This window comes from Emticicia sp. (assembly GCF_049241225.1).
GTDB lineage: Bacteria > Bacteroidota > Bacteroidia > Cytophagales > Spirosomataceae > Emticicia.
This window is the reverse complement of the sequence record NZ_JBMLRC010000285.1, coordinates 1-13,213: the sequence shown is the minus strand read 5'-3', so window position 1 is coordinate 13,213 and position 13,213 is coordinate 1. Positions and strand designations below refer to the sequence as shown.

Sequence of the window (13,213 nt, the reverse complement as noted above, 5' to 3'; positions counted from 1 at the left end):
CGGAATCCCTGCCACTATTTTTGAGGTAGGGATTTTTTTTATTCGTAACTTTGTGTAGTCAACAGTCCATTGACCATGGTCGATAGCTTGGTAAGAAACAGCTCAGAAGTAATCAGCAATTTTATTTGGCTAAAATAGTACTGATGAGTGTCTTAAATTACTGCGGACTTGTGGACTATTGACCGTGGACTATTTATATTAATTATATGGCAGAAAAAGCAGCAAAAAAAATAGATGTAACCAATAAGAAAGCAAGTTTTGAGTTTTTCTTTCTGGAAAAATATTCGGCGGGAATGGTCTTGACTGGTACTGAAATAAAATCAATTCGATTGAATAAGTTCAGTATGGTTGATGCTTATTGTTTTTTTATCAACGACGAACTCTACGTTAAAAACCTCAATATCTCGAAATACGACCAAGGAACGCACTATAACCACGAGCCACTTCGTGATAGAAAACTTTTGTTGAAGAAAAAAGAATTGAAAAAGCTGGTTAATAAACTGACCGACAAGGGCTTAACGATAATTCCGACAAGACTTTTTATCAATGATGGCGGTTTGGCAAAGCTGGATATTGCCTTGGCAAAAGGTAAGAAATTGTACGATAAACGTGATAGCATCAAAGAGCGAGATGTTTCTCGTGAGCGTATGCGTGAAGATTAATTTAATGGAGAATGTATAATTGATAATGATTGTAAGTGAGAAGCCTATTTCATCTTTAAAAAACAAAAACGGTGAATATTTCAGAAATATCCACCGTTTTTGTTTTACAAAACTATTGTTGACTTAAAGGTTAAATAATGATGTATGAATGAATTGGTTTAATTCGCTGATAATCAGCATTATCCATTTTCAATTATCCATTATTCATTGTGCTTCAGCACTTACTTAACTTTATCAGGATTCAATAAATCGTAGAATTGGTCGATTTTTGGCATCAAGATAATGCGAGTACGACGGTTTTTTGCACGATTTTCAGAAGTATCGTTTGTTGTAAGAGCGTTAAATTCGCCTCTACCAGCTGCAATCAATTTATTAGGGTCGATACCGAAGTTTTGTTGTAAAGTACGCACAACCGATGTCGCACGTTTCACACTCAAATCCCAGTTGTCGTCAAGGCAGTCGGTTTTGATAGCTACGTTATCAGTGTAACCTTCAACCATTACTTCTAAATCTGGTCTTGATTTCACGATTTGGGCAATTTTATTCAAAACTGCATTGGCATTTGGTGAAATTTTCGAGCTTCCTGTGCTAAACAACATCTTATCTGAGATATTAATCATTACCACAGTTTTATCTACTTTTACTTCTACGTCTTGGTCGTCAAGGCCTTGATTCAAGACACTTTTCAAGTTAACCGCCAAAGCTAAGTTAATCGAGTCAGCTTTTGTGCGAGCAGCTTGAAGTAAATTGATGTATTTATCTTTTGTAGCCAGTTGTGATAAAGTTTTGTCGATATTATCATTGGCTGCTTTCGATAACACCGTTAGGTTACCCACTTGCTCAACTTGCTTGTCACGTAATTTTCTCAAATCATTTACTTGGTCTTTCAAGTCATTGATTTGTTGGTCACGTTGTTGAACTGTTGCAAGAGTTGCGTTTTTCTGAGCTTCGCTTTCTTGTTGTAATTTGCTCATACGCTCAAGTTTATCTTTGTAGTCTTGTACTGAGTCGCCGCATTTCACTAAATCAGCTTGTGCTTTATCGTACTGAGATTGCAAAGCTGTAAGCTTCTTTTTCGCAACGCACGAAGTCAGGGATAATCCTACAAATAAAACGAATACTGGTTTTAATGACATTTTCATGTTTGATTACTATTTATAATTTGGTTTGAGTTGTAATTAAAGAACAAATTTCCATCGTAAAATTGATAAATTAAAATATTTTAAAAAAAGATTCGCATAATTTATCGACGATTTCAAGCTTAAATATGACGTATACACTTTTTGGTGTTCGAATATTGCCAAAAAACAGCTACAACAATTTTAACTAAATAAAAGAGCTTTATGTTTAAGCCATAAAAAAGACTGTACCAATACCCAAATTGAGCATTTGTGGGGAATTTTTGATAAAGTATGAGTAAAATATTCGACATTCTTGAAAAACATCAAAAACTTCATTTAATTTGTTCAAATATCTTTTACAAAATTCAACCAACACGAAATTTAGTCATGCTAAAAGCACTCAAATTAGATACAACGGCAGAAAAAAACATCAAAACTTGGCTCAAAGGTAAATACGATGCCGATACAAAAGCCAGTATTCAGAAACTCATTGATGATGGAAATGCTACTCAGCTAACCGACTCGTTCTACAAAAACTTGGAGTTCGGTACGGGTGGTATGCGTGGCGAGATAGGTGTTGGGTCTAATCGTATGAATAAATATACGGTTGGTGCGGCCACACAAGGCTTGGCCAATTATCTCAATAAAACTTTTGCAGGCCAAGAAATAAAAGTAGCGATTGCTCACGATAGCCGTAATTTTTCACCAGAATTTGCTCGCGTAGCAGCCGATATTCTTTCGGCCAATGGTATCACGGTTTATTTGTATAAAGAACTTCGTCCTACGCCACAGCTATCATTCACGGTGCGTCAGTTAGGTTGCCAAAGTGGTATTGTTATCACGGCCTCGCACAACCCACGTGAATATAACGGTTATAAAGTTTATTGGGTAGATGGCTCGCAGGTAGTTGCTCCGCACGATAAAAACATCGTGAACGAAGTAAACGCCATCACTAATGTAAAAGATATCAAGTTCAAGGGTGTAAAGAAACGCATCAAAATGATTGGAGAAGTGCTTGATAAAGCTTATTTGAAAGCTGTAAAGAGCATTTGCGTGAATCCAAGAATGATTAAAAAACAATCAGATTTGAGTATTGTGTTCTCTCCGATTCACGGAACGGGTATTACGATGGTGCCAAAAGCATTGGCTCAGTTAGGGTTCACAAATGTGCATGTAGTACAAGAACAAGCCACGCCAGACGGAAACTTCCCGACGGTGGTTTATCCAAACCCAGAAGAGCAAGAAGCCATGAGTTTGGCATTGAAAAAAGCCCAAGAAATCAATGCAGATTTAGTAATAGCAACTGACCCCGATGCCGACCGTGTGGGTATGGCCGTAAAAGACCCGAAAGGTGAGTGGCAGTTATTGAATGGAAATCAAGCGGCAAGTTTGATTATCTATTATTTGCTAAAAGCGTGGAAAAAAGCCAAAAAACTAACAGGAAATGAATTTGTAGCGAAAACAATCGTAACAACTGATTTGATTGATGAAATGGCAGCCAAAGCGGGTGTGAATTGCTATAATACGCTTACGGGTTTCAAATACATTGCACAAGTGATCAGAGAGCTGGAAGGCAAACAAACCTTTATTGGTGGTGGAGAAGAAAGCTACGGTTATTTGATTGGCGACAAAGTGCGTGACAAAGATGCGATTGCCAGTTGTGCCATGATTGCCGAACTAACAGCATTTGCCAAAAACGAAGGCCTTTCATTGTTCGATTTCTTAGCCGAAATGTACCAAAAGAATGGTTTCTACTACGAAGGCCTCATTTCTTTAACTAAAAAAGGAAAAACGGGTGCCGAGGAAATTCAGCAAATGATGCTTGATTTTAGAGCAAAACCACCAAAGTCATTGGCAGGCTCGAAAGTTATCCGTATGGATGATTATAAATCGCTCATGACCAAAGATTTGAAAACTGGCGAAGAAAAAGCGATTCCAGCTGGCGAAATGGGAATCGAATCATCAAACGTGCTTCAATTCTTCACGGCCGATGGTACTAAGTTTACTTGTCGTCCATCGGGAACCGAGCCAAAAATCAAGTTTTATGTAGGTGTAAGAGCCAAATTGAAGAAAAAAGATGAATTTGATGCTACTTTAGAAGCCTTAAAAGAAAAGGTGAAATCGATTCAAGCAGAATTAAATTTGAATTAATATTTCAATACACCAAAGACCTGTAAGAATTTTTCTTCCTTACAGGTCTTTTTCTGTCTAATCAAATGCAAAAGTTTCACCTCGCCCAGGTAAATATTTCAAAATTATTAGAGCCAATTGATAGCCCATTATTGGCAGATTTCGTGGCACAGCTCGTCGAAATAAATGCACTGGCTGAGCAAAGCAAGGGGTTCGTGTGGAGACTCAAAGGCGAAAACGAAAATGCCACTGCTTTACGAGTGTTTGATGACGAGATGATAATCATCAATATGTCGGTTTGGGAAAGTATCGAAGACTTAAAAGAATTTGCGTTTAAAACTGCTCATGCCAATGTAATGCGAGGGCGTAATAAATGGTTTGCCAAACCTACGGAAGCAATGCTCGCTCTTTGGTGGATTCCCGAAAACTATACGCCAACACCACAAGATGCAAAAGAAAGATTGGAAAGTATCAATAAAAATGGAGCAACTCCTTTTGCATTTACATTTAAAGATGTATTTTTACCATTTCATTAACCCATCTTTCATCATCTATAAATTTGCCTGAATGTCACGATTTTGCTTCACAATACCTCTATTATGCGTTTTGGCAAAACTTGATATTTACGGTCAGAATACCCAAAGTCTTTCTACTCCATCAATCACAATAAGTGAAGTTGAAATTGCGGGTCGAATCTTGCCTATTAAAAAATCATATAATATTGGCTATGAAGACAATGCCATTGAAGTTCGATTCTCCGAGCCCACATCGGCAGTATCTTATAGATTTCGAATTATTGAAAATAGTTTTGAGGGAGATAAAGTGCATCCATGGGTAGTAATTCCAAAAAACGAAATTAGAGTAGATACCTTAAGCCCGGCCATATACAGATTTGAAGTTATAGCTGCCTCGACAGTATCAAAGCAAGAAAGTAGTCCTCTCATACTGGAATTTAAGATCGAATATCCTTGGTGGAGGTCTTGGTGGTTTTGGGGGGCTTGTTTCGTTACACTCTTTGGGTTATTCTACGGGCGAGAGCGTTTCCTCAAATTCTGGGCTGATGAAGAACAACGCCATTATAAACAAGTAACCGAGCTCGAACTACGTACTTTGCAGTTACAGATGAATCCGCACTTTGTGTTTAACGCTCTTAATGCCGTACAGAGTTTTATTCTTACCCGTGATAGTATTTCGGCAAATAATTATTTATCTAAATTTGCCAACCTGATCCGTTTGTTTTTAGATTCATCAAGAAGTAAATACATCACACTTTCCGACGAAATAAAACTACTAAGCTTGTATGTAGAAATGGAAAAGCTTAGATTCGATAATAAATTTGAATTTCATTTAGATATTTCGCCAGACGTGAATCAATTTATGGATATTCCAACAATGATTCTACAACCTTTTATCGAAAATGCAATTAATCACGGCCTTCGATATAAAGAAACAAAAGGAAATCTATACATTAATTTCTATAATCAAGGAAAGTTTTTGGTTTGTAGAATAGAAGATGATGGTGTAGGACGGGAGCGAGCCAAGCAAATTCAAGCCAAATCCCGTAAAGGATATCAGTCTCAAGGATTAAAAATTACCGAAGAGCGTCTTCGTACGTTTAACATGATAGCTGACTCCGATATTAGATTTTCGATTACTGATCGCTTAGATTCATCAGAAGAACTAATCAATGATGTAGGAACTTTGATTGAAATAAAATTTCCAAAATTTGGTTAATATCTAATCATTTTATTCTTTTGCAAAAACATATACCTTATTTACAATCTTACTTTTGCTTATACAACTTTTAATAAAGCCATCTGAAAATATTTTAAATAATTAAAAGCTTGATAAAAATAATTTATGTCAATAATTATTTAAAGAAAATTTTGGTATGGGTTGGTTTTCTTCTTAGAATTATTTATTAACTAAGAATTTTTTTAAAAGCTAAATTGCTAAACAAAGATTTCAATAATGTATAAGGCTATAATAGTTGATGATGAAAATCGTAGTGTCGAAACCTTGAAGATAATTCTTCAACAATTTTGTGCTACCGAAGTAGAGATTGTAGGCACAGCTAACTCTATACAAGAAGCGTATACACTTATACATGCGGTTTCTCCAGATATTGTATTTCTTGATGTCGAAATGCCACATGGAAGTGGTTTTGATTTACTAGAAAGAATTCCAAAACCTAACTTTGAAGTTATATTTACAACAGGCTTCGACCGTTATGCCGTAACTGCAATTAAGTTTAGTGCTTTAGACTATCTGTTAAAACCGATCAATATAGAAGAAGTAAAAGATGCAGTTTCAAAAGCAAAAAAACGTATTGAAGGAAAACATACACAGAATAATCTTGAGCATCTGATAAATAATCTTCGTCATCCGAGAGATAAAAATAATAAAATCCCGATTTCAGTAGTTAATGGTTTTCAGTTTGTGCCAGTAAATACGATTGTTTATTGTGAAGCAGATGATGACTATACATATATTCATTTGACGGATAATCAAAAACTTACAGTTTCGAAAAATATTAAGGAATTTGAAGATATCTTGGCTAATTATGATTTCTTCCGAATTCATCATTCATATTTAGTAAACCGAGATTACATAAAGAAATATGTAAAAGGTGAAGGTGGAACAATTCTAACCGAGCAAGGAAACGAACTCCCAGTATCTCGTCGTCGTAAGCAAGAGTTCTTAGAATGGTTGAGCAATTTTTGAAAGTCTCAAAATACCAACCAAATATAACAGCTGAATTGATTCAGCTGTTTGTCATTAAATAGTGAAATAAAATATTGGTTTTTTAATAAAAGTTGTTTTTCTTCTCCTAAAAACTACCGTTTAAAAATAAATCCGCCACTTACCGATTTTTATCCGCCACTTACCGATTTGTAGTTGTACCGTTCAATTATGGAACATAAATTGCTTTCATTATTTCAATAGCACATTTAAGCTTTCCTTTATAATCGTATGAATAAACTGCTTTACTCAACTCCGATGAGCCTGGAAGGTTTTACGGTAGTTCAAAATGTGGCTAGTCAAGCCACCGGAACAAATTTGGCAATGAGAGTTGCGGGCAAACGCAACATGATTCAGCTTGGTGATATTTTGTACCTGAAAAGTGCAAAAAACTACACTATCTTTAAATTGAAAGATGGTAGAGAAATCATCAGCTCAAAAACACTTAGAATTTTTGAAGAAGAGCTTCTTGAAATCTCTAACTTCGTAAGACCTCACCGTTCTTACATAATCAATCTAGAATACGTAGATGATTTGTATTTTAATTGCAGAGGTGGCGAAGTATTGATTCACGATCAAAAAATATTTATTTCTCGCAGAAAAGCGGCTGATTTCCGTCGTAATTACCGTAGATTTCTACGTAATACAGGGCAGAACGTTTCGTCTACGATTAAATTGAAGACTACGATCCGAGTTTCTTAAACGTTACTCGTGGTTAATTTTTACTTTTTGGGTTACGAGGAATAAAGTGCTGGTCAAATCCGGCACTTTATTTTGTTTTATAGCGATCTGTTCCGAAGGTCTATCCATTTTTTATTTCTTCTCATTTATCAACTCCTTTGTTATTACAATTCTTCGAAAACAGGAGAGTGCATGAAGATACTCAGCTCATTGACTCGCAAATTTGTGTAGCTTAACTGTTTATCTGAAAAAGAAATTTATTTATACAATGGAAAAAACACTAACATTCAACCATGTTAGCTATTTGTGGGATGAAACTAAAGCCGCTGAATTAGTTCAAAACGAAGTGGATTTATTTATTTATCGATCAAATTTACTCGGTGCTGATTTACGCCTTACAAACTACGCAGGAGGAAATACTTCCTGTAAAATTACTGAAACCGATCCCGTAACGGGCGAACCGGCCGAAGTAATGTGGGTAAAAGGCTCAGGCGGTGATATTGGAACTTTAACTAAAAAAGGTTGTGCAAACCTTTATGTCGATAAACTTCATGCTTTGAAGAAGAGATACAGAGGGTTGGCATTTGAAGATGAAATGGTGGCTCTTTTTGACCATTGTTTGTTCGACCCTAAATGTGCAGCTCCTTCGATTGATACGCCATTACACGGACTTCTTCCGTTCAAACACATCGACCACCTTCATCCCGATGCACTCATTGCCATTGCAGCCAGCAAAGATGGCGAAGCAATTATGAAAGAAATCTGGGGCGATACGATGGCGTGGTTGCCGTGGCAACGCCCAGGCTTCGATTTAGGTCTTCAATTATCAAAAACTGTTGAAGAGAATCCCAACCTTCGTGGAGTAATCTTGGGTGGACACGGATTGTTTACTTGGGGCGATACTTCGTATGATTCTTATATGAATACTCTTGAAGTTATCGAAATGGCTTCGGAGTATTTGGAAAAAAACTACGGCAAAAAACGCCCAGTTTTTGGCGGAGCAAAGGTAGAATCAAAACCAGCCGAAGAGCGTAAATTAGCCGCTGCCGAAATTATGCCTACTTTGCGTGGTTTGGCTTCAAGCTACCGCCTAATGGTGGGTCATTTTACTGATGATGCTCGTGTGCTGGAATACGTAAATTCAAATGATTTAGAGCGTTTGGCACAAAAAGGTACGAGTTGCCCCGACCACTTTTTGCGTACAAAAATTCGCCCGATGGTGTTGACTGGCACTACAAAAGAATCAATTGAAGCACAATTTGAGGCTTATCGTGCCGATTATGCGGCTTATTATGAGCGTTGTAAACACGATAATAGTCCAGCTATTCGTGATTCTAACCCAGTTGTGATTTTATATCCGCAAGTGGGTATGTTTACTTTTGCTAAAGACAAACAAACGGCTCGTGTAGCGGCTGAGTTTTATACAAATGCTATTAACGTGATGAAAGGTGCTGAGGCGGTTTCAGAATATGTGGGCTTAGATGAGCAAGAAGCATTTAATATCGAATATTGGTTATTGGAAGAAGCAAAATTGCAAAGAATGCCAAAACCAAAGCCATTATCGGGAAAAGTTGCCTTTGTAACTGGCGGAACTGGCGGTATCGGTAAAGCCATTTGCGAAGAATTATTGAAAGAAGGTGCGTGTGTTGTGGCCGCTGACCGTAATTTATTGAGCGAAACACAAGCTGAGCTACGTCAGAAATTTGGTAAAGATTCGGCTATTACGACGAACATTGACGTAACAAGCTCAGAGGTAATTGCCGAGTCGTTGCATAATGCTATTCTGCAATATGGCGGGGTTGATATTATCGTAAACTGTGCGGGTCTTTCGATTTCAAAACCCCTCGAAGACCACACCATTGCCGACTGGGATTTATTACAAGATGTATTGGTTAAAGGTCAGTTTTTGGTTTCTCAGGAATCGGTCAGAATCATGCGTCAGCAAGCAACTGGTGGAGATATTGTGAATATTGCGAGCAAAAATGCCCTTTTTGCGGGGCCAAATAATGTTGGTTACGGTACGGCAAAAGCCGCCCAAGCCCACATGACTCGCCTTATGGCTGCCGAATTGGGCAAAGATAAAATCAGAGTAAATACAGTAAATCCAGATGCGGTTTTGCGTGGAAGTAAGATTTGGGAAGGCGAATGGGCCGAAGGCCGTGCAAAAGCCTATGGCATAAAAGTAGAAGATTTACCAAAAATGTATGCGTCACGCACGCTTCTCAACGAAGAAATTCTGACCGAAGATATTGCCAAAGCCGTAAGAGTATTTGTTGATGGAAGTTTATCGAAATCAACAGGAAATATCTTGAACGTTGATGGGGGCGTGGCAGTAGCATTCGTAAGATAATAGAAAGGTTAAGTAGGTCGGAGAAATTTAGCCGACTTAGGTGAAAGCAGAATGAGTGAATTGTTTAATTCACTCATTTTTATATTTAGTACCAATGAGTTTGTAAGATGAATAATTATTACATTTACTCAATGATTATTCGAAAACGATAGGCTTTCCGAAATACTTGATGGAGATAGGTTTGCATCAAAATATTGCGAAGGTTTTCCCAATAACTACATTAAAAAAATGTATAAACTACAATTCAACCCCAACGATAAAACGCCTAAATATAAGCAAATTGTTCAGTCAATAGTTGCCGATATTGAGCGGGCGGTCTTGAAAAAAGACGAACAACTACCATCTATTAGTGAATTAAGTGAAGAGTACTACTTGGCTCGTGATACCGTTGAAAAGGCGTATCGTGAATTGAAGGAACGTGGCTTTATTTCTTCGGTGCAAGGAAAGGGCTTTTATGTAAACCGAACCGATAATAACAAGATGCGTATCTTGTTGGTTTTCAATAAGTTAAGCTCGTATAAAAAACTGATTTATTATGCTTTCTTGAAAGTTTTGGGTAATAAGGCCAGTGTCGATTTACAGATTCATCATTATGATGCTCGAATTTTTGCCGAAATCATCGCTAATAACATAGGAAAGTATAATTATTATGTGATTATGCCGCATTTTTTTCCTGAAGATGATAAAACGCTTGCCTTAAAAACGCTTGAGAAAATCCCTTCGGAAGAACTCATTTTGCTTGATAAAGACTTACCCGAATACACAAAACCATGTTTGAGTGTTTATCAGGATTTTGAGAAAGATATATTTGATGCTCTCGACGAACTCCGTGATTTGCTCGAAAAATATAACCGAATGGTGCTGGTTTTTCCGAGCGATGGAAATTATCCGAGCGATATTGTGCGGGGTTTTCGTCAGTTTTGTGTAAATTTCGGGCGTGAATTTCAAATAAAAGAAAATGCAATAGACGAAGCTCTACAAACAGGAACAGCTTATTTGGTAGTAGAAGAAACCGATTTGGCTGAACTCGTGAAGAAAACTCGCCAATTGAATTTAGAACTCGGGACCGACATCGGGGTCATCTCGTTTAATGAAACCACTTTGAAAGAGTTGCTAGAGATTACGGTTATAACAACTGATTTCGAAACAATGGGCCGAACGGCCGCTGCTCTTTTGCTTGATAAAAAGCAAATAAAAATAAAAAACCCTTTCTACACGATTCGTAGAAAGAGTCTATAATGGATGTGTGTTTTAAGTATGTTACCTATTATATAAAAACTAAACAAACTCACTGCCAACTTTTCAAATTTAATTAGCCAGTAATTGGTCTAGTTTAGTCTGATACTCCTTAAATTTATCAAGACCTTGGTGATGCCCTCCCTGTAATGTAGTGAGGGTTTTATCAAGGTTTCTGTTTGTTGATTCGAGCAATTTTATACTTTGCTTATAAGGAATGATCTCATCATCAGTACCATGAAAAACATGTACTTCACATCGTACATTTGGAAGCCATTCGTGAGCATTTAGCTGAAATTCAGAAACATATTTAAACGGAAAAATCGGAAAACGACTAAATGCTACATCTGGTAAGCTGTAGTAGGGCGTTTCGAGAATCAACTTCTTTACTGCATTATTTGAAGCCACTTTGATGGCCGCTCCACATCCCAGCGAACGCCCATAAAGTACAATTTTATCAGGGTTATAGCGACGGCTCAAATCTTCGAAAACAAATTGGGCATCGTATAAAAAGTTTTGTTCGTCTAATCGGCCATTACTTTTTCCAAAGCCTCGATAATCGTACATCACTACGTCGTAGCCACGTTTCGTAAATTCGGAAGCATATTCGCCCCAACGAGCCAAATTATCAGCATTGCCGTGATAATAAAGTACTACGCCTTTCGAAACACTATCTTCAGAAGGAAATCTAAGTGCGTTGAGCTTCACTTCGGGAGCTACTACTACATAAAATTCTTCAGCTTTTGGGAATTCATAAAGATAGTCTTTCGCCAGTTTTTTTGGGTGTAGAATGATGAATCGCTGAAAAAGCACTAATCCTACAATCAGAACAACGTAAATCGTAAGGGCAATTTGAAGGTATTTTAATTTAAACACAGGTAAAGAGTTATGAATTATGAGTTATGAATTATGAGTTTAGTTCGTCAGACTAATTGGATTGGGCGTATCTACCTCATGTAAATAATATCTTTAATTATTTGCTTAATTTCTTTCAATTCGTTGCTATCTTTTTTGTTTTTATCTGAACTCTCGTAAAGATTTAAAGCTTTTTCTAAATCATTTTTTGCAGGAATAAACTTTTTTAGATAAAAATTGGCAACCCCTCTCGAATAATAAAGCTTATAGTTATTGTCAATCGTTTCAAAATGGTTTGTAAGTTCAATCGTTTTCAAAAGGTCTAAGTTTGCTTTTTTTGCAAATTGTTCTCTTAAACTCTTAGGTACAGCAGAATCTGTTTCTAAATCAATATAAGATAATGCTCTATTTCGATAATAAGTATAATTGTCGGGTTCTGCATTAATGCAAATTTGATAATTTTCAATTGATTTTTGCGAATTTCTAATATGTGCATACCCAATACCTAAGTTATTATATGCTTCATAAAAAAGATTATCAAGGTCAACGGCCTTTTGTGCATTTTCAATTTGTTCCTTATATTTACCTTGTCGCCATTTTGAAGCAGCAATTAATTCATAAGCATCTGCCAAATTTGGATAGTTTGTCAAAATGTTTTGACAAATATCTATCGCTTTTTGATGTTTCCCTTGTAAATATTGTAGGTTAGCCGACTCAAATAGCTCTTTTGTTTCTTCATCTATTTCATATTCTTGATTTTCTTTAATTTCTTCTTTATAGTGTCTATTTAAAGAGGAATCGTCAACTTTAGTTACTAGATTTAACTCTTCTTGCGTTTCAATATTTGAAATATATGAGTTGAATGTGGTAGCTGAAATAGAGACTAACTTTTCAGTCTTCTTTTTAAGTTCAAGAAACTCAGTATCAAATTGAGAAACCAAGTTAAGTTCATTAGAAATTATAACATTTTCATGATTATTAAACTCAGCATTATTTGTCCAATTGTATGAACCAGAAATAAGTAATCGATTATCAATTATGCAAAATTTATGGTGCATTAAATGAGGAAATCTGCTAATTCGTATTTCAACACCCTTGTCAATAAGGTCTTGAAAATTCATGGTTTTATTTGTAAAATTAATAGAATCATCTGCCAAAATAATTTCTATTTTTTTTCCGTCATTTAAAAGTACTTTTATTGCATCAAAAAGTTTGGGATTCGTAAACCAAGCTACCGCAATTGTTAAATTATTCTTGGTGTTTTTTATATTTGATAATAAAGATTTCTCAATATTGGAAAATAATGCGGTCGTCATATTTTAAAGGTTTGCTTCTTGCGTAGGAATTTCATGTAAAGAAAGTACTCGGCAATTATAAAAGGTGTTTATCAAAAATCAAATCGAATCTATCGAGTAAGATTTCTTCGAGGTGTTTAT

The 13,213-nt window shown here is 36.3% G+C and carries 11 protein-coding genes; 8 read left to right on the top strand and 3 right to left on the bottom strand.

The genetic code is table 11. The annotated features are described in order from the left end of the window. The first annotated feature begins 206 nt into the window (after nt 1-206). A complete protein-coding gene (smpB, locus tag ACOVO2_RS15385; protein WP_188766682.1) occupies nt 207-662 on the top strand; it encodes an SsrA-binding protein SmpB in 456 nt (151 codons plus the stop codon). A gap of 221 nt (nt 663-883) precedes the next feature. Here the strand turns inward: smpB and ACOVO2_RS15380 are convergent, their stop codons facing one another. Next, a complete protein-coding gene (locus tag ACOVO2_RS15380; RefSeq protein WP_188766681.1) occupies nt 884-1,804 on the bottom strand; it encodes an OmpA family protein in 921 nt (306 codons plus the stop codon). A gap of 366 nt (nt 1,805-2,170) precedes the next feature. On the opposite strand from ACOVO2_RS15380, the gene ACOVO2_RS15375 reads away from it, so the two are divergent. The 7 genes from ACOVO2_RS15375 (at nt 2,171) to ACOVO2_RS15345 (ending at nt 10,925) form a co-directional block, all read left to right on the top strand. Further along, complete coding sequence (locus ACOVO2_RS15375; protein WP_188766680.1) at nt 2,171-3,934, top strand: phospho-sugar mutase; 1,764 nt, start codon at nt 2,171-2,173, stop codon at nt 3,932-3,934. Nucleotides 3,935-3,999: 65 nt separating this feature from the next. Next, entirely contained in the window at nt 4,000-4,449 is a 450-nt protein-coding gene (locus ACOVO2_RS15370; protein ID WP_421770830.1) for a DUF3291 domain-containing protein, read from the top strand. A 70-nt stretch (nt 4,450-4,519) separates the two neighbouring features. Continuing rightward, a complete protein-coding gene (locus tag ACOVO2_RS15365) occupies nt 4,520-5,647 on the top strand; it encodes a sensor histidine kinase (protein ID WP_421770829.1) in 1,128 nt (375 codons plus the stop codon). Nucleotides 5,648-5,884: 237 nt separating this feature from the next. Then, nucleotides 5,885-6,637 (top strand): LytR/AlgR family response regulator transcription factor, encoded by a 753-nt coding sequence (locus tag ACOVO2_RS15360; RefSeq protein WP_421770828.1) that lies wholly within the window; start codon nt 5,885-5,887, stop codon nt 6,635-6,637. Between the two features lie 249 nt (nt 6,638-6,886). Next, nucleotides 6,887-7,357 (top strand): LytR/AlgR family response regulator transcription factor, encoded by a 471-nt coding sequence (locus ACOVO2_RS15355; RefSeq protein WP_421770827.1) that lies wholly within the window; start codon nt 6,887-6,889, stop codon nt 7,355-7,357. Nucleotides 7,358-7,604: 247 nt separating this feature from the next. After that, on the top strand, nt 7,605-9,686 hold the full coding sequence (locus ACOVO2_RS15350) for a bifunctional aldolase/short-chain dehydrogenase (protein WP_421770826.1): 2,082 nt from the start codon (nt 7,605-7,607) through the stop codon (nt 9,684-9,686). Nucleotides 9,687-9,914: 228 nt separating this feature from the next. Further along, nucleotides 9,915-10,925: a GntR family transcriptional regulator gene (locus ACOVO2_RS15345; RefSeq protein ID WP_421770825.1), complete on the top strand. Its 1,011-nt coding sequence runs from the start codon at nt 9,915-9,917 to the stop codon at nt 10,923-10,925. Nucleotides 10,926-10,994: 69 nt separating this feature from the next. On the opposite strand, the gene ACOVO2_RS15340 is transcribed toward ACOVO2_RS15345, so the two are convergent. Together ACOVO2_RS15340 and ACOVO2_RS15335 are read right to left on the bottom strand one after the other, a co-directional pair. Beyond that, entirely contained in the window at nt 10,995-11,798 is an 804-nt protein-coding gene (locus ACOVO2_RS15340; protein ID WP_421770824.1) for an alpha/beta hydrolase, read from the bottom strand. Between the two features lie 71 nt (nt 11,799-11,869). Next, nucleotides 11,870-13,093: a phospholipase D-like domain-containing protein gene (locus ACOVO2_RS15335; RefSeq protein WP_421770823.1), complete on the bottom strand. Its 1,224-nt coding sequence runs from the start codon at nt 13,091-13,093 to the stop codon at nt 11,870-11,872. Between the last annotated feature and the right edge of the window lie 120 nt (nt 13,094-13,213).

What these genes read in the sequence shown, in the direction of transcription:
- ACOVO2_RS15360 (WP_421770828.1), top strand. Translation starts at nt 5,885, where the DNA reads ATGTATAAGGCTATAATAGTTGATGATGAAAATCGTAGTGTCGAAACC.
- ACOVO2_RS15345 (WP_421770825.1), top strand. Translation starts at nt 9,915, where the DNA reads ATGTATAAACTACAATTCAACCCCAACGATAAAACGCCTAAATATAAG.
- ACOVO2_RS15355 (WP_421770827.1), top strand. Translation starts at nt 6,887, where the DNA reads ATGAATAAACTGCTTTACTCAACTCCGATGAGCCTGGAAGGTTTTACG.
- ACOVO2_RS15370 (WP_421770830.1), top strand. Translation starts at nt 4,000, where the DNA reads ATGCAAAAGTTTCACCTCGCCCAGGTAAATATTTCAAAATTATTAGAG.
- ACOVO2_RS15375 (WP_188766680.1), top strand. Translation starts at nt 2,171, where the DNA reads ATGCTAAAAGCACTCAAATTAGATACAACGGCAGAAAAAAACATCAAA.
- ACOVO2_RS15350 (WP_421770826.1), top strand. Translation starts at nt 7,605, where the DNA reads ATGGAAAAAACACTAACATTCAACCATGTTAGCTATTTGTGGGATGAA.
- smpB (WP_188766682.1), top strand. Translation starts at nt 207, where the DNA reads ATGGCAGAAAAAGCAGCAAAAAAAATAGATGTAACCAATAAGAAAGCA.
- ACOVO2_RS15380 (WP_188766681.1), bottom strand. Translation starts at nt 1,804, where the DNA reads ATGAAAATGTCATTAAAACCAGTATTCGTTTTATTTGTAGGATTATCC.
- ACOVO2_RS15335 (WP_421770823.1), bottom strand. Translation starts at nt 13,093, where the DNA reads ATGACGACCGCATTATTTTCCAATATTGAGAAATCTTTATTATCAAAT.